Raw genomic sequence first — 15,539 nt, forward strand, 5'->3', positions numbered from 1 at the left:
GATCGAGGAAAGACATTGCATCGGATCCCTGGCACGATTGCCGGATCGGTCGCGGCCATTGCGGCCGTTGCCCTGTTGTCGGCATGTGGTGACAACGACTCCACCGCCTCGCAGACGCCAACGCTGTCGACGACCGCGAGCGCCGCGGCCACCTCATCGGCCGAGCCGAGTACCACCGTCATCACCCCGCCGTCGGAGGCCGACCCCACCACCACCGCCGAGCTGCCCGCGCCCGCGCCCGAGGTCACCGAGCCCGCCGCGCCCACCTCCGCCGCCGACGACGCGTTCCTGGCCGAGCTGTCGCGCAACGGCATCAACCCGGCTGATCCCTCGATCGCGCTGACCACGGCCCAGTACATCTGCTCGGCCAAGACCACCGGCGCCACCGACGCCGACATCGCTACCTTCGTCGGCGCGATGGCGGGCACCGACCCGGCCTTCGGCGAGGCCAACATGGACGTCACCAAGGCCGCGCAGATCTACATCGCGGCCGCGAACTCCACCTACTGCTGAGATGAACCGCCGACCGACGCGACGTTCCCGCAGGTTCTGGCCTGCGGGATGCCTGACCGTGCTGGCGCTGATCGTGCTCGCGATCATCGTCGTCGTCCTGCTCTGGTACCTGCTGGCAGGCCGGTTGAAGCAGCCGGGCCCCACCCCGCCCGGCCCGCCGCCACCGACGTCGCAGTCGGCGGATTGTCCCGATGTGATGCTGGTCTCGGTGCCGGGCACCTGGGAGTCGGCATCGGGCGACGACCCGTACAACCCGACGGCCAATCCGATCTCGCTGATGCTCAGCATCACCGGTCCGTTGCGGGCGCAGTTCCCCGACAACCGGCTCGAGGTCTACACGGTGCCCTATGTGGCCCAGTTCTCGAACCCGATCGCGATCCCGCCGGACGGTCAGGCCTCCTACAACAACAGCCGCACCGAGGGCACCGCGCGCACCACCGACATCCTGGCCCAGCGGCACAAGGAGTGCCCGCTGACCACCTATGTGCTCGCGGGGTTCTCCCAGGGCGCGGTGATCGCCGGTGACGTGGCCGCTCAGATCGGCGCGGGCAACGGCCCGGTTCCCGCCGACAAGGTGCTCGGCGTGGCGGTGCTCGCCGACGGCCGTCGCACCGCCGACACCGGCCCCGGCCAGCCGGTCGAGATCGGTGATCCGCCGCCGACCGGGCAGGGCGCCGAGGTGGCGCTGCGTGGGGTGAACGTGCCTGGCATCAGCATGACGGGCGAGCGTCCCGGTGGTTTCGGCACGCTCGCGCCGAAGGTGTATTCGATCTGCGCCCCCGGCGACATGATCTGCGATGCGCCGAGAGAGGCGCTCAACCCGGCCAATGCCCTCGGCAGTCTGGCCGCGCTGATCCGTTCCGCGGGCAATCCGGTGCACGCGCTCTACGCCACCAACACCGTCGACGGCCAGGGCACCACGGCCACTCAGTGGACGGTGAACTGGGCGGCCGGGCTCATCGAGAACGCACCGTATCCGCCGCACTCCTGACTTCCGGCGGGCGGAGTATTCACAGTCACAGCGGGTGCGTGATTGCCATGGTTCACGCCTCGCTGTGACATCCGCACTCCCATTCGCCCGCACGCTGTAAAGTGCGCTGATGATCGCGCCGTCTTCCTCCGCTACCGCGGAGTAGCCGGCGGACCCGAATACACCGCCAAGCACGCGCCGCGTGCAACAGCCAGGAGCGATGAGTTCATGACCGAAGCTGCCGCACCCGTCGGTGAGTCGACCGCGCTGGGTACGCCGCTGCGTCCGTTCCGCTTCGGAGCGGCGGGCGAGGGCAACAAGCAGGAGGGCGGCGCCCGCAAGTTCGTCCAGACGGCGCAGCAGGCCGAGGAATACGGGTACGACACCTTCTTCGTGCCCGACCATCTGGGCGACCAGATCGGCCCGATCGCCGCGCTCGGTGCGCTCACCCAGGCCACGTCCACTATCCGGCTCGGCACATCGGTGCTCGCCAACGGTTTCCGCCACCCGGTCGTGCTGGCCAAGGACCTGGCCACCATCGACGTGCTGTCCAAGGGCAGGCTCGAGGTGGGCGTCGGCGCGGGCTGGATCAAGGAGGAGTTCGACAACGCCGGAATCCCGTTCGAGCGGCCGGGTGTCCGGCTGGAGAAGCTCGACGAGACCCTGACCATTCTCGACACGCTGCTACGCGGCCAGGAGTGCACCTTCGAGGGCAAGCACTACCAGGTGAACGGCATCAAGGGCACGCCGCGCCCGCGGCAGGGTCCGCGTCCGCCGCTGTGCACCGGTGGCGGTGGGCCGAAGATGCTCGCGCTGGCGGCCAAGCACGCCGACATCGTCTCGATCGTCCCGCAGACCACCAAGAACGGGAAGGGTCTGCTGTCGGGCATCACGCTGGAGAAGACGATCGAGAAGGTGAACATCGTCAAGGAGGCTGCCGGTGACCGGTTCGCCGACATCGAGCTGAACTGGGCGATCACCGCCATCGTCATCACCGACGATCGGGAGAAGACCGCGGAGATGGCGCTGAACGCGATCGCCCGTGGTCTGCACCCGAATCTCGAGGTCGACGTGGAGCTTTCCGTCGAGGAGATCTTGAATTCGCCGTACGTCGCGATCGGCTCCTTCGAGGAGATCGCCGAACAGATCAAGCGTGTGCGCGAACTCACGTCGATGTCGTATGTCGGCATCTTCCCCACCCAGATGGACGCTTTCGCGCCTGTCATTCCGCTGCTGCGGGAGGACTGAGCGGGGCTTCTCTGTAACATGACTCTGGTTTGAGAACATCTAGCCGATAGCGGTCACCGCGCAGACCGCTCGAAAATCCGCAGGTTGTCGACGCCGCACGTAGCGCGTGCCCGGCGACCGGTGGCGATAGCGAGTCGGGGCCTCACAGGTGTCAACGCCGTAGCGTTGGCGGAATTCACCGGTGTCCGGGCCTCGGAGGAGAAGAAGGAATGGAAGAGACTTTCGACGACTACCTGGACGAGACCGGGAACATTGTGATTCCCGAGGGTCGGACCCTGGTCGATCACGTCGAGAAGCACACCCGTAACGACGCGAATACGCTCGCGTACCGCTACATCGACTACTCGCGCGAGCGTGACGGTGAGGTGCACGAGCTGACCTGGCAGGAGTTCGGAGTTCGGCTGCGCGCGGTAGCCGCTCGCCTGCAGCAGGTGACCAATCCGGGCGACCGGGTCGCGATCCTCGCCCCGCAGGGCCTGGACTACGTGATCTCCTTCTTCGCCGCGATCTACGCCGGCACCATCTCGGTGCCGCTGTTCGATCCCGACGAGCCGGGCCACACCGACCGGCTGCATGCCGTGCTCGGCGACTGCGAGCCGTCGGCGATCCTCACCGCTACCTCCTCGGCGGCGGGTGTCCGGCAGTTCTTCCGTTCGCTGCCCGCCGCCCAGCGCCCGCGCATCATCGCCGTCGACGCCATTCCCGACACCCTCGGTGACTCGTGGGTCCGCCCCGATACCGCGATCGACGACATCGCCTACCTGCAGTACACCTCCGGTTCCACCCGCACGCCGGCCGGTGTGGAGATCACCCACCGCGCGGTGGGGACCAACCTGCTGCAGATGATCGACTCGCTGAACATGAACGAGAACTCGCGCGGTGTCACCTGGCTGCCGTTGTTCCACGACATGGGCCTGCTGACGGTGATCCTGCCCGCGGTGGGTGGCAAGTTCATCACCATCATGTCGCCGAGCGCGTTCGTGCGCCGTCCGTCGCGCTGGATCAACGAGCTGGCCGCCGTCTCCGACGGCGCGGGCACGTTCGCGGCGGCGCCGAACTTCGCGTTCGAGCACGCCGCGGCGCGTGGTGTGCCGAAGGCGGGCGAGTCGCTCGACCTGTCGAACGTGATCGGCCTGATCAACGGCTCCGAGCCGGTGACGGTGTCGTCGATGAAGAAGTTCAACGAGGCGTTCGCGCCGTTCGGTCTGCCCAAGACCGCCATCAAGCCCTGCTACGGCATGGCTGAGGCGACGCTGTTCGTCTCGGCGACCAAGTCCGAGGACGAGGCCAAGTACATCTACGTCGACCGTGACGAGCTCAACGCGGGCCGCATGGTTCGCGTCGAGCCCACCGCGCCGAACGCGATCGCGCAGGTGTCCTGCGGTTACGTCGGCAAGTCGCAGTGGGCGGCCATCGTCGACCCGGAGTCGGTCGACGATCCCGCCGGTGGCCGTGAGCTGCCCGACGGCCGGGTCGGTGAGATCTGGCTGCACGGCAACAACATGGGTATCGGCTATTGGGGTCGCCCCGACGAGTCGACCAAGACGTTCCGCAACAAGATCGGCGATCGTCAGTCCGGTGGGCACACCGAGGGCACGACGCCCGAGGCCGACTGGATGCGCACCGGCGACTACGGCGTGTACTTCGACGGCGAGCTCTACATCACCGGCCGCGTCAAGGACCTGGTGATCGTCGACGGCCGCAACCACTACCCGCAGGACCTCGAGTTCTCCGCGCAGGAGGCGTCCAAGGCGCTGCGCCCCGGCTTCGTCGCCGCCTTCGCGGTGCCCGCCAACCAGCTGCCCGGCGAGGTGTTCGAGGCCGACAGCCATTCCGGCCTGAGGTTCGATGCCGACGACGCGTCCGAGCAACTGGTCATCGTGGCCGAGCGTGGCCCCGGTGCCGGTAAGGCCGATCCCGGCCCGATCGCCGACGCGGTGCGTGCCGCGGTCTCGCAGCGCCACGGTGTGACCGCACGTGACATCCTGCTGGTTCCCGCGGGTTCCATCCCGCGTACCTCCAGCGGCAAGATCGCCCGGCGGGCCTGCAAGGCCGCCTACCTCGAGGGAACGTTGCGCGGTGGTTACACCCAGCAGGCTTTCCCCGATGCACCGGAAGAGTAATCCGGCCGACCGGTAGCGAGCGACGCCCGGCGTGACACACACGTCGGGCGTCATTCCACGGCGCGCCCTGTACACAGACAGGTAGCTTGAGGAATTGATGGCTGAGAACGAGGGCACGCCCACCCCGAACCCTGATACCTCCACCCCGGACGGTGATCTTTCGGTCGCCGAGCTGCGCGAATGGCTGCGCAGATGGGTCGCCGACGCGACCGGCCAGTCGGTCGACGCGATCACCGTCGACCGGCCGATGGAGGAGTTCGGGCTGGCTTCGCGCGATGCCCTCGCTCTCGGTGGTGACATCGAGGACCTGACCGGGGTCATTCTCACCCCGACCGTGGTCTACCAGCACCCGACGATCGCTTCGCTGGCCGAGGTGATCGTCAACGGTGAGCCCGAGCTGCCCGCCGAGGCGATCGAGGACTACGCCGCCGCCTATCAGCCGGGTGAGGCGCACGATATCGCCGTGGTCGGCCTGTCGACCCGGCTGCCGGGCGCGGGGAACACCCCGGAGTCCACCTGGGAGTTCATCATCGGTCGCGGTGACGCGATCCGGGAGCTGCCGGCGGGCCGCTGGGACGAATTCCTCGGCGACCCCACCATCGCGGCCGCCGTCGCCGCGGGCAAGACCAGGGGCGGCTACCTCGATCAGGACGTCGTCAAGGGTTTCGACGCGGACTTCTTCGCGACCTCGCCGCTCGAGGCCGAGCGCATCGATCCGCAGCAGCGCCTGATGATGGAGCTCACCTGGGAGGCGCTCGAGCACGCGCGGATTCCGGCGAGCGATCTCAAGGGCACGCCGGTCGGCATGTTCATCGGTTCCTCGACCAGCGATTTCCAGATGCTCGCCGCCTTGGCGCTCGGCAACGCCGATCCGAACATCCCGGCCTCGGCCGAGGGCTACGCGATCATGGGCAGCTCCAACGGCATCATCGCCAACCGGGTGTCCTACTTCTACGACTTCCGTGGCCCTTCGGTCACCGTCGACACCGCGTGCTCGTCCACGCTGGTCGCGGTGCACCAGGCGGTGCGCGCGCTGCGTGACGGCGACGCGAATGTGGCGCTCGCCGGTGGCGTGAACATGCTGCTGATGCCGATGACTACGCTCGGTTTCGCGCCGGGCACCTCCGAGGACGGCCGCATCAAGGCGTTCTCGAAGGATGCCGACGGCATGGTCCGTTCCGAGGGCGCGGGCCTGGTCGTGCTCAAGCGGCTCGTCGACGCCGAGCGCGACGGCGACCACATCTACGGCGTGATCAAGGGCTCCGCGGTCAACAGCGACGGTCGTTCCAACGGTCTGCTCGCACCGAACCCGGAGGCCCAGGCCGACGTACTGCGCCGCGCCTACCGTGACGCCGGCATCAACCCGTCCTCGGTCGACTACATCGAGGCGCACGGTACCGGCACCCCGATCGGTGACCCGATCGAGGCCGAGGCGCTGGCCCGCGTCATCGGTCGCGGTCGCGATGCCGACAAGCCCGCCCTGCTCGGTTCGGTGAAGACCAACTTCGGCCACCTGGAATCCGGTGCGGGCGTTCCCGCCCTCGCCAAGGTGCTGATGTCGTTCCAGCACAACGTGATTCCGCCGAACATCAACTACGCGGGCCCGAGCCCGTACATCCCGTTCGAGCAGGCCCATCTCGCGGTCGTCGACGAGCCGACCGAGTTCCCGCGTTACAGCGGGGTGGCGACCGTCGGCATCTCCGGTTTCGGTTTCGGTGGCACCAACGCGCACGTGGTGCTGCAGGAGTACGTGCCGACCGCGCCGGTGGTCGAGGACGTGTCGGCGGCGCAGGTGGCCGCTGAGGAGATCGAGGGCGAGGAGACCACCGATGTGGTCGCCGAGGCCACCGCGATCACCGAGGCCGCGGCCGAGCCGGTGCTGGAGTGGGACGGCGAGCGCGCCGAGCCGCTGCCGGTGATCCTGGCCGTCTCCGCCTACCTGCCCTCGCGTCGCAAGCGCGCCGCCGCCGACCTGGCCGACTGGCTGGAGGGCGCGGGCAAGGACGTGCCGCTGGCCGACGTGGCCCGTGCGCTGGCCAAGCGCAGCCACCAGCGTTCGCGCGGTGTGGTGCTGGCCAAGACGCACGAGGAGGCCGTCGCCGGTCTGCGCGCGATCGCCGAGGGCAAGCCGGGCGCCGGTGTGTTCACCGCCGACTCTCCGGCGTCGAACGCCCCGGTCTGGGTGCTGTCCGGTTTCGGTTCCCAGCATCGCAAGATGGCCAAGCAGCTCTACGGCGAGAACCGCATCTTCCGCGAGACCGTCGACGCCGTCGACGAGCTGGTGCAGGACGAGGCGGGCTACTCGATCCGGGAGATGTTCCTCGACGACGAGCAGGACTACGACGTCGGCACCTGCCAGGTCGGCATCTTCACCATCCAGCTCGGCCTCGCGGCGCTGCTGCGCGCGCACGGCGCCGAACCCGCTGCCGTGGTCGGCCATTCGATGGGTGAGGTCGCGGGCGCCTACATCGCGGGCGGTCTCTCGATCGAGGACGCGGTGCGCGTGATCTGCGCCCGTTCCCGCCTGATGGGCGAGGGCGAGCAGATGATCACCGAGGACGATGTGCGCAATATGGCGCTCGTCGAACTCAGCGCCCACGACGTGGCGCAGCTGCTCGAACGCTTCCCCGACGTGGAGTGCGCGGTGTACGCCGCGCCGACCAACACCGTCATCGGCGGGCCGCGCGAGCAGGTGGAACAGATCGTCGCCGAGGTGGAGGGCATGGGCAAGTTCGCCCGCATTCTGCCCACCCGCGGCGCCGGCCACACCTCGCAGATGGATCCGCTGCTCGGCGAACTCGCCGCCGAACTGGCAGGTATCGAGCCGACCTCGCTCACCACCGGCCTGTACTCGACCGTGCACGAGGGTCTGTACTTCAAGCCGGGTTCGGATCCGATCCACGACGAGCCGTACTGGGTGAAGAACATGCGCGGCAGCGTGTACTTCACCAACGCGGTGAAGGCCGCCGTCGACACCGGGCACACCACCTTCCTCGAGCTGGCGCCCAATTCCGTCGCGCTGATGCAGGTGCTCGGCACCACCTTCGCCGCAGGCGTGCACGACGCGCAGCTCATCCCGACGCTCAAGCGCAAGGAGGACGAGTCGGCCGGTGTGATCGGCGCGCTCGCCCAGCTGTACGTGCACGGCCACGCCGTGAACCTGAGTTCGCTGCTGCCCGAGGGCGAGTACGCCGATGTGCCGCGTACCGCGTTCGTGCGCAAGGAGTACTGGCCCAAGGTGTCGATGTCGGCTGGCGGTGGCAACACTCGCGTGCCCGGCGCGCATGTGGCGATGCCCGACGGCCGCCACGCCTGGGAGGTGCAAGCCGGTTCGGTCACCGACCTGAACGAGCTGGTGAAAGCCGCTGCCGCGCAGGTGCTCTCGGACGTCGCCGTCTCGGTGTCGCACCCGCACGCCGCGCTGCCGACCTCCGGCACGCTCACCACGACCCTCACCCCGCATCTGGGCGGAGCCTCGGTGCAGGTCCACGCGAGAGAAGCGGGCGGCTTCACGCTGCTGTTCGACGCCGTCGTGACCTCCGGCGCTGCGCTGCCCGAACCCGTTGTGGCCGTGGCCGAACCGGCCGCCGACGAGCCCACCGCCGCCGAGGTGGCCGTGGCGACCGGCGACCGCTGGGACCCCAACGGCGGCGAGACCATCGAGCAGCGACTGTGCGTGATCGTCGCCGAATCCATGGGTTACGCCGTCGAGGATCTGCCGATGGAGATCCCGCTGATGGAACTCGGCCTCGATTCGCTGATGGCCATGCGCATCAAGAACCGCGTCGAGTACGAGTTCGACATCCCGCAGCTGCAGATCTCCGCCGTCCGCGACGCCAGCCTCAACGAGGTGTCGAAGGTGCTGCGCTACGCCATCGAGCACCGCGACGAGGTCGAGGCGATGGCCGCCAAGCAGGCCGCGGCCAAGGCGGCCGGGGAAGATGTCGAGATCGGCGTCGACGCCGACTTCGTCGAGGCGGCCCGTGCGGCGATCGCCGCGGGGGATGACCCGCTGGCCGCGGCGAAGGCCGCCGGGGCCGAGCTTGGTTCGGAAGGTGCTGCTGCCGAATCGGTTTCGGCGGATGCTGCGGCGCCGGCAACGGAAGCCGCTGTCGAGCCTGCCGTGGAGACCGCCGCCGTAGCCGCGCCGGCCGCCACCGAGGCCGCCCCGGATATCGACTACTCCGCACCGGCGGGCGATGAGGACAACGTTCCGCCACGTGACGCGGCCGAGCGTCTCGCCTACGCCACCTGGGCGGTCGTCACCGGCACCTCGCCGGGCGGCATCTTCAACACCCTGCCGATCCTGGAAGAGGAGGTCGCCGAGAAGATGGCGGCGCGCCTCACCGAGCGGGTCAAGGCCGAGGTCACTGTCGATGACGTGCTCGACTGCGAGACCATCGAACAGCTCTCCGAGGTGGTGCGCACCCTGCAGGACAGCGGCGCCGACGTGGACGGCTTCATCCGCCCGCTGCGCGCCCGCGCCGAAGGGTCTACCGCCACACCGGTGTTCGTCTTCCATCCGGCCGGCGGCAACACCCTCGTCTACGAGCCGCTGCTCAAGCGGCTGCCCGCCGACACCCCGATGTACGGCATCGAGCGGGTCGACGGTTCGATCGAGGAACGTGCCCGCCAATACCTGCCCGAGCTGCGCAAGATCCAGGGCGACGGCCCGTATGTGCTCTACGGCTGGTCGCTGGGCGCCGTGCTGGCCATGCAGGTCGGGCAGCTGCTGCGCGAGGAAGGCGCCGACGTGCGCCACGTCGGCCTGATCGACCTCGCGATGACCGTCGAGGACGAGGACAACAGCCCCGCCGAGCGCGTCCGCCGCCTCGAGCGCTACCAGGCCTTCGCCAAGAAGACCTACAACGTCCCCGCCGAACTCGACCGTGCGCAGATCGAGGAACTGGCCGCCGCATCCGACGCCGAGCAGTTCGCGATGATCAGCGACCTGATCAAGCTGTCCGGGGCCAAGATTCCCGGTGGTGTACTGGAACATCAGCGCACGTCGTGGATCGAGACCCGCGCACTGCAGCAGGTTCGGCCGCGTCAGTACGACGGTGACGTCGTGCTCTACCTGGCCGACCGCTACCACGACGGTGCGATCGAGCTCGAGCCGCGATTCGCCCACCGCAAACCGAACGGTGGGTGGGACGAGTACGTGAAGAACCTGGAGATCGTCCACATCCCGGGCGACCACCTGCAGATCGTCGACGAACCGCGGATCGGCCAGATCGGGGCCGACCTCGCCGCCAAACTGGCCGCGATTTCCGCAAAGGGAGAGAAGTGAGCACGACCGCCGAAAAGCTTGTCGATCTGAATCAGCGCCTGGAACTGGCCAAAGAACCGGCCGGCGCGAAAGGGATCGAGAAGCGGGCGCGTAAAGGCATTCCCAGTGCCCGCGACCGGATCTACATGCTGCTCGATCCGGGCAGCTTCGTCGAGATCGGCGCTCTGGTCCGTAAACCCGGTGACGCCAACGCCCTCTACGGAGATGGCGTCGTCGTCGGCCACGGTCTGGTGGACGGACGCCCGGTGGCGGTGTTCTCGCACGACCAGACCGTCTACGGCGGCTCGGTGGGTGAGGCGTTCGGCCGAAAGCTGTGCGGCATCATGCAGTACGCCGCCAAGGTCGGTATCCCGCTGGTCGGCATCAACGACTCCGGTGGCGCTCGCGTGCAGGAGGCGATCAGCTCGCTGGCCTGGTACGCCTGGATGGCGACCAACCTGGAGCCGCTGTCGGGCATGGTGCCGCTGGTGTCGCTGATCCTCGGCAACTGCGCGGGCGGCGCGGTGTACGAACCGATCTGCACCGACGTGGTGGTGGCCACCGAATCGGCGCATATGTTCGTCACCGGTCCGAAGATCATCAAAGAGGTCACCGGCGAGGACGTGAGCCTCGAGGAACTCGGTGGCGCTCGGACCCAGGCCGAGTACGGCAACATCCACCACGTCGCCAAGGACGAGGCGGCGGCGTTCCAGTGGGTGCGTGAATATCTGAGCTACATGCCGAGCAGCTGCCAGGAACTGCCGCCGGTGGTCAATCCCGGTCTGGAGCCGGAGATCACCGATTCCGATCGTGAGCTGAACACGATCATGCCGGATTCCGACAACGCCGGTTACGACATGCACGACATCCTGGTGCGCATCTTCGACGACGGTGAGTTCAAGGAGATCAGCGGCGACACCGGCCAGAACATCATCACCGGGTTCTCCAGGGTCGACGGTCGCACCGTCGGTGTGGTCGCCAACCAGCCGCTGGCCTCGGCCGGTGCCCTGGACGCGCGGGCCTCCGACAAGGCGTCCCATTTCGTTCGCCTGTGCGACGCCTTCGAGATCCCGCTGGTCTTCGTGGTCGACACGCCGGGCTTCCTGCCGGGTGTGGAGCAGGAGAAGGTCGGCGTGATCAAGCGTGGCGGCCGGTTCCTGTTCTCCTACGTGGAGGCTTCGGTCCCGAAGATCACCCTGGTGGTCCGCAAGTCCTACGGCGGCGGTTACGCGGTGATGGGTTCCAAGCAGCTCGGCGCCGACATCAACCTGGCCTGGCCGACCGCCCGCCTCGCGGTGATGGGTGCCGAGGGCGCGGTGAGCCTGCTCGGCGCCGCCCAGATCGCCGCGGCCCCCGAGGATCAGCGCGCCGCTATCCGCCAGAATCTGATCGACTTCTACAACGCCAACGTCGCCACCCCCTGGGTGGCGGCCGAACGCGGCTTCATCGACGCGGTCATCGAACCGGCGGCCACCCGCCTGGAGATCCGCCGCGCGTTGAAGTTGCTCCAGGACAAGAAGATCCAGCGCAACCCGCGCAAACACCACGTCCTGCCACTCTGAGCCCTGCCACTCTGAGCCCTGCCACTCTGACCCGAACGGGCCGCCGCACGAGGCGGCCCGTTTTCTACTGCTCGTCCGTCGAGCCAGCGAGTCCGTTCACCCCGCTTCCGCCAGTTCGCGGGTGAGGTCGGCGCGGATCTCGGCGATGTAGTCGTCGGGGTCCGCGCGGATGCGGCTGATCACGCGTTGCAGGGGGGCGGCCTGCGGTTCGTGTTCCATGCTCCACAAGGCCATCGCGAACAGCACGGGCAGGGCGTCGGCGGCTTTGCCGGTGGGGATGTAGTGCACCTGGTTGCGGGCCCCGGTGCCGACGCGGCGGACCAGGCCCGCGGCTTCGAGACGCTTGAGCCGGTCGAGTAGCACGTTGGTGGAGATGTGTTCGTCGGAGTCGAGGAACTCGCCGGTGCGCCGTTTGCCGACCAGCAGCATGTCGCGCAGGACCAGCAGGGTCCACGGGTCGCCGAAGATCTCCAGGAACATGTTCATCGGGCAGGTCGACTTGCCCGGCTTTCGCTTCATAACGCCAGCTTATCGTTAACATTTGCATGACACAAATATTGTGGTTGAATGCAGATGGCCCGATGGCATGCCGGTCGCCGGGCCAGTGCCGAGGACTCGAGAAGACGAGGATTCCTGATGGAACAGAACGTGATCGACACCGTGGCCGCGATGACCGCGGCACTGGAGCGCGGTGATGTCGACGCCGTGCTGTCGTACTACCTGCCCGAAGCGGTCGTTGCCTTCGCCCCCGGCGAGCTCGCCAACGGCGAGCAGCAGCTCCGCGCCGGATTCGCGGAGTTCGCCGCCCTGCGCCCCGCCTTCCACTACGAGAATGGGCACGAGGTCATGCTCGCCGATGACACCGCCCTGCACATCGCCCCGTGGACCATGAGCGGAACCGCCCCCGACGGCACCCAGGTGACCGAGAGCGGCCTGTCCGTCGCCACCTTGCGCAGGCAGCCGGATTCCACCTGGAAGATCTTGCTGGACAACCCCTTCGGCGCGCGCCTGATCCCGGACCAGGTGTAGTCCCGGTTTCCGGGGTGGGTTCCGCGCCCACCCCGGGAATCCAGTGCCCTTCGCTGCCTCTAAAGGGGGTCTCGATGGAACATCACTCGCCGGAACGAGTGTGAACCGGTGTGGAACCGCACGGCAGGTCGGCCGTGTCTGCCGCATATCGGAGGTAGCGGTCGAGTCGGTGTGGTGACGATCCACAGCGGCTCACGGTATTCCGGCGGTGCCGCCTCGATCGGTATGCGGCAGGCGGCCAGGTTGCGGAACCGGGCCGCGTATGTCCGGCGATGGGGATGTCGATCAGCGCACATGGGTGGCGCGCTGATCGACGCTGGTGATGCGGGTGTGCAGGCGGCGGGTGATTTCCGCTGCTGGGCCGGGGATCACGGTGAAGTTCTCGGCGTCGTGGTGTTGCATGAGGTAGCGGCCGTCGTTCGGGTAGTCCAGCCAGAGGAAGCCGGTGCCGTCGGTGGTGGGGCGGGCGTCGATTTCGAAGCCGGGGTAGACGGTGATGTCGCCGGTGCCGGTGCGGTGGCGCTTCAGGAAGCGTTGCAGGCGTTCGGTGTCGGAGAGTCTGGTGGGGTGGTGGGAGTAGACGGCTGTGTCGAGGTCGCTGCGCCTGCCCTCGAAGCGGGGTTCGGCGCCACCCTGGCAGTGCGGCAGCAGGGCGACGATCGCCTCCGCTACCTGACCGGTGGGGTGGCAGCTCAGCGCGATGTCGCCGCCGCAGCGTTGGGTCCGCTCCGAGAATTGCACGGCCAACACGGCTTCGGCGCCGATGACGCCGGCGTGGATGCCGACCATTTGGCGCTGGCCGGGACCGTGAAATCCCTGAACTTCCACGCGGGTATGTGGTTCGAGCAGAACTTCGAGTGCGCGATGGAAGGACTCGTCGTAGACCCGCTGTAGACGCTGGGCGCTGCGCGCGCGCCGGACCGCGAATTCCCCGGTGGTCTCGCGGAACTCGGGTTTGTAGCGCAGTGGGTAGGGCAGCCGGTCGCGACCGTTGGCCTCGAGCGCGATCGTGAACGCGAGTCCGTCCAGCTGCCAGCGTGTTCCGTTGCTCATGCGCCGATCACACCGCCCGGTGGCAGGGTCGGCGGCAGCTGACCGATGAGCTCGGATTCGCGATCCTGGATGAGGTAGTCGGGCGTCTTGTGCTCGTCGTCATCATTGTTGCCCGCGCCGCGTCCGCCGCCGCCCATCATGCCGGGAGCGCCCATCATGCCGCGACCGCCCGTGCTGCCACCACGTCCCGCCGCGGCCGCGGCGGCGGGTGTGCCCGTCGCCGGGGTGCCGGGCACGGCGCGCCCGGTGGTCGGGGACAGCGGGGTGCCCGAACCGGGCGAGGTCGTGCCGGGTGAGCCGGTGGATCCGGGCCCGCCGGTGCCCGGAGTCGTGCCACCCGGAGTCGTGCCCGGCGTTGTCGTGCCAGGATTCTGCTGGGTCCCGGCGGGTGTCGTCTGCTGGTCCTCTGGCGTGGTCGACGAGGTGGTGGTGTCGTCGTCGCTGTCGTCGCCCGTGTCGTCCCCGGGGTTCTCGGTGGACGGCGACGTCGTTTCCGGGGTGGTGGTCTGCGGTGTCGTCGTCCGCGGCGTGCCCTGGTCACCGTTGGGGGTCGTACCGTTGTTGCCGCCATTGCCGTTGTTCGTGCCCGCGCCACCGGTGCCGTCGTCCACCGGCTGTCCCTCGACCACCGGATTCTTCGGCACGGCCAGCACGGGAGTCTTCTCGTCGGTAGTCGCGGCTTGCGGCTTGTAGACCCGTTCCAGGATTTCCTGCGCGGCGCGTTCGGCCTCGTCGGCGCGGTAGCTCTCGGTCTTGAGCAGGCCGCCACCAGGAACCCAGCTGGTCAGTTTCCCGTCCCAGGACAGTTCTTTGGGCTCGTCGATGGCCATCTTCGCCTGTAGGAGTGCGCCTTCCATCAGGTCGATCCCATTGGCGACCATCTGGAACGTGGTCGGCAGTTTCTCCGCCTCCGTCGCATAGCCGCGGACGCCATCGATGGCGGCGTTCGCCGTGGTGCCCGACCAGCCGTCATTGATCGCGGTGTCGATCCTGGTACGGAAGGTGGTGACCGCCTCCGACATCCCGGTGACCAGCCGACGCCAGCCATCGGCCCCGGCGTTGATCTCACCCGCCGAGACTCCGGGCTGATCACCCGTCCCGTTCAACGCGTCCCAGATCTGCTGATGCGACAGCGTCGAGAAGTCATCGAGCTTACCGGTGAGCACCGGCGACGCGTAGGTGCCGTCGAAGCCGGATTCGAGCCGGGACCGTTCGCCTTGGATGATCGAACGGTCCTCGCTGACAGCATCATTCGCGGCGTCGCCGAGCTCGCCACGAGCTTTCGCCTCGTCGTGCGCGGTGCTGTAGTTGCCGTAGATCCGGTCGGCCTCGGCCACCGCCGCGACGGCCGCGATCGCGGCGATCAAGGGGAGTGCCATCAGATTCCCTGTCCGGTCGCGGTGATTCCGGCGGCGTTCTGGCCGTCGACGGTCTGGAGTTTGCCGATCGCGGCGGCGAAGGTATCGCGCATGAGTTCGGCGATCTCGATGTGCTGGGCGAGGCGGTTGGCGGCCGAATCGTTCGGGTCGTCGGCGGTTCCGGCTACGGCCTTGGCTTCGAACTTCTGGCGGAGGAGGACTGCGGTGTCGAGGCCGCCCCAGCCGGAGAGGTGGGCGAGTTCCTTGGCCTGGAACCCCAGGTCCTCGAGGTCGGTGACGTACTGCGCGCAGGCGGAACGTAGCGCCTCGCCCAAGCCTTCTTCCATCCGGAATTCGCCGGCGATCGCTTCTTGTTTCAGTGTGCGCCAGTACGCTGCCTGATCAGTCATGGGC

11 protein-coding genes are annotated in these 15,539 nt (G+C 68.1%); 7 read left to right on the forward strand and 4 right to left on the reverse strand.

Translation table 11 applies throughout. The features are described from left to right. The first annotated feature begins 15 nt into the window (after positions 1–15). The 6 genes from ACFOW8_RS04025 to ACFOW8_RS04050 all read left to right on the forward strand — a co-directional run bounded on the left by ACFOW8_RS04025 (position 16) and on the right by ACFOW8_RS04050 (position 11,685). Positions 16–513 (forward strand): DUF732 domain-containing protein, encoded by a 498-nt coding sequence (locus ACFOW8_RS04025; RefSeq protein ID WP_378545580.1) that lies wholly within the window; start codon positions 16–18, stop codon positions 511–513. 1 nt (position 514) lies between these two features. Continuing rightward, positions 515–1,504 carry a cutinase family protein gene (locus tag ACFOW8_RS04030; protein WP_378545583.1) on the forward strand — a complete coding sequence of 330 codons (990 nt, stop codon included), beginning with the start codon at positions 515–517 and terminating at the stop codon, positions 1,502–1,504. Positions 1,505–1,711: 207 nt separating this feature from the next. Next, positions 1,712–2,731, forward strand: coding sequence for an LLM class F420-dependent oxidoreductase (locus ACFOW8_RS04035; protein ID WP_378545586.1), 1,020 nt, complete (start codon positions 1,712–1,714; stop codon positions 2,729–2,731). Positions 2,732–2,940: 209 nt separating this feature from the next. Further along, on the forward strand, positions 2,941–4,854 hold the full coding sequence (gene fadD32 / locus ACFOW8_RS04040; RefSeq protein WP_378545589.1) for a long-chain-fatty-acid--AMP ligase FadD32: 1,914 nt from the start codon (positions 2,941–2,943) through the stop codon (positions 4,852–4,854). A gap of 97 nt (positions 4,855–4,951) precedes the next feature. Then, positions 4,952–10,144, forward strand: coding sequence for a polyketide synthase Pks13 (gene pks13, locus ACFOW8_RS04045; RefSeq protein WP_378545592.1), 5,193 nt, complete (start codon positions 4,952–4,954; stop codon positions 10,142–10,144). After that, positions 10,141–11,685 carry an acyl-CoA carboxylase subunit beta gene (locus tag ACFOW8_RS04050; protein ID WP_378545595.1) on the forward strand — a complete coding sequence of 515 codons (1,545 nt, stop codon included), beginning with the start codon at positions 10,141–10,143 and terminating at the stop codon, positions 11,683–11,685. Before pks13 ends, ACFOW8_RS04050 begins: the two co-directional genes overlap by 4 nt. A gap of 96 nt (positions 11,686–11,781) precedes the next feature. Here the strand turns inward: ACFOW8_RS04050 and ACFOW8_RS04055 are convergent, their stop codons facing one another. After that, complete coding sequence (locus tag ACFOW8_RS04055; protein WP_378545598.1) at positions 11,782–12,204, reverse strand: winged helix-turn-helix transcriptional regulator; 423 nt, start codon at positions 12,202–12,204, stop codon at positions 11,782–11,784. Positions 12,205–12,321: 117 nt separating this feature from the next. Here ACFOW8_RS04055 and ACFOW8_RS04060 point away from each other — a divergent pair, with 117 nt between their 5' ends. Further along, positions 12,322–12,714, forward strand: a complete 393-nt coding sequence (locus ACFOW8_RS04060) for a YybH family protein (protein ID WP_378545601.1) — start codon at positions 12,322–12,324, stop codon at positions 12,712–12,714. Positions 12,715–12,999: 285 nt separating this feature from the next. Here the strand turns inward: ACFOW8_RS04060 and ACFOW8_RS04065 are convergent, their stop codons facing one another. Genes ACFOW8_RS04065 through ACFOW8_RS04075 form a run of 3 tightly spaced genes read right to left on the reverse strand, consistent with a single transcriptional unit; the run spans position 13,000 to position 15,535 of the window. Continuing rightward, positions 13,000–13,767 carry an ESX secretion-associated protein EspG gene (locus ACFOW8_RS04065; RefSeq protein WP_378545604.1) on the reverse strand — a complete coding sequence of 256 codons (768 nt, stop codon included), beginning with the start codon at positions 13,765–13,767 and terminating at the stop codon, positions 13,000–13,002. Further along, positions 13,764–15,146 (reverse strand): hypothetical protein, encoded by a 1,383-nt coding sequence (locus ACFOW8_RS04070; RefSeq protein ID WP_378545607.1) that lies wholly within the window; start codon positions 15,144–15,146, stop codon positions 13,764–13,766. Before ACFOW8_RS04070 ends, ACFOW8_RS04065 begins: the two co-directional genes overlap by 4 nt. After that, the gene (locus ACFOW8_RS04075) at positions 15,146–15,535 is read right to left on the reverse strand and encodes a hypothetical protein (RefSeq protein ID WP_378545610.1); all 390 of its coding nucleotides are present in this window, start codon (positions 15,533–15,535) and stop codon (positions 15,146–15,148) included. Before ACFOW8_RS04075 ends, ACFOW8_RS04070 begins: the two co-directional genes overlap by 1 nt. Positions 15,536–15,539 lie beyond the last annotated feature (4 nt).

This window comes from Nocardia rhizosphaerae (genome assembly GCF_042650365.1).
In the GTDB taxonomy this organism is placed as follows: Bacteria; Actinomycetota; Actinomycetes; order Mycobacteriales; family Mycobacteriaceae; genus Nocardia; species Nocardia rhizosphaerae.

Excerpts from the sequence above, each read along its gene's own strand:
- ACFOW8_RS04030 (WP_378545583.1), top strand. The coding sequence starts at position 515 with ATGAACCGCCGACCGACGCGACGTTCCCGCAGGTTCTGGCCTGCGGGA.
- ACFOW8_RS04035 (WP_378545586.1), top strand. The coding sequence starts at position 1,712 with ATGACCGAAGCTGCCGCACCCGTCGGTGAGTCGACCGCGCTGGGTACG.
- fadD32 (WP_378545589.1), top strand. The coding sequence starts at position 2,941 with ATGGAAGAGACTTTCGACGACTACCTGGACGAGACCGGGAACATTGTG.
- pks13 (WP_378545592.1), top strand. The coding sequence starts at position 4,952 with ATGGCTGAGAACGAGGGCACGCCCACCCCGAACCCTGATACCTCCACC.
- ACFOW8_RS04055 (WP_378545598.1), bottom strand. The coding sequence starts at position 12,204 with ATGAAGCGAAAGCCGGGCAAGTCGACCTGCCCGATGAACATGTTCCTG.
- ACFOW8_RS04060 (WP_378545601.1), top strand. The coding sequence starts at position 12,322 with ATGGAACAGAACGTGATCGACACCGTGGCCGCGATGACCGCGGCACTG.
- ACFOW8_RS04065 (WP_378545604.1), bottom strand. The coding sequence starts at position 13,767 with ATGAGCAACGGAACACGCTGGCAGCTGGACGGACTCGCGTTCACGATC.
- ACFOW8_RS04070 (WP_378545607.1), bottom strand. The coding sequence starts at position 15,146 with ATGGCACTCCCCTTGATCGCCGCGATCGCGGCCGTCGCGGCGGTGGCC.
- ACFOW8_RS04075 (WP_378545610.1), bottom strand. The coding sequence starts at position 15,535 with ATGACTGATCAGGCAGCGTACTGGCGCACACTGAAACAAGAAGCGATC.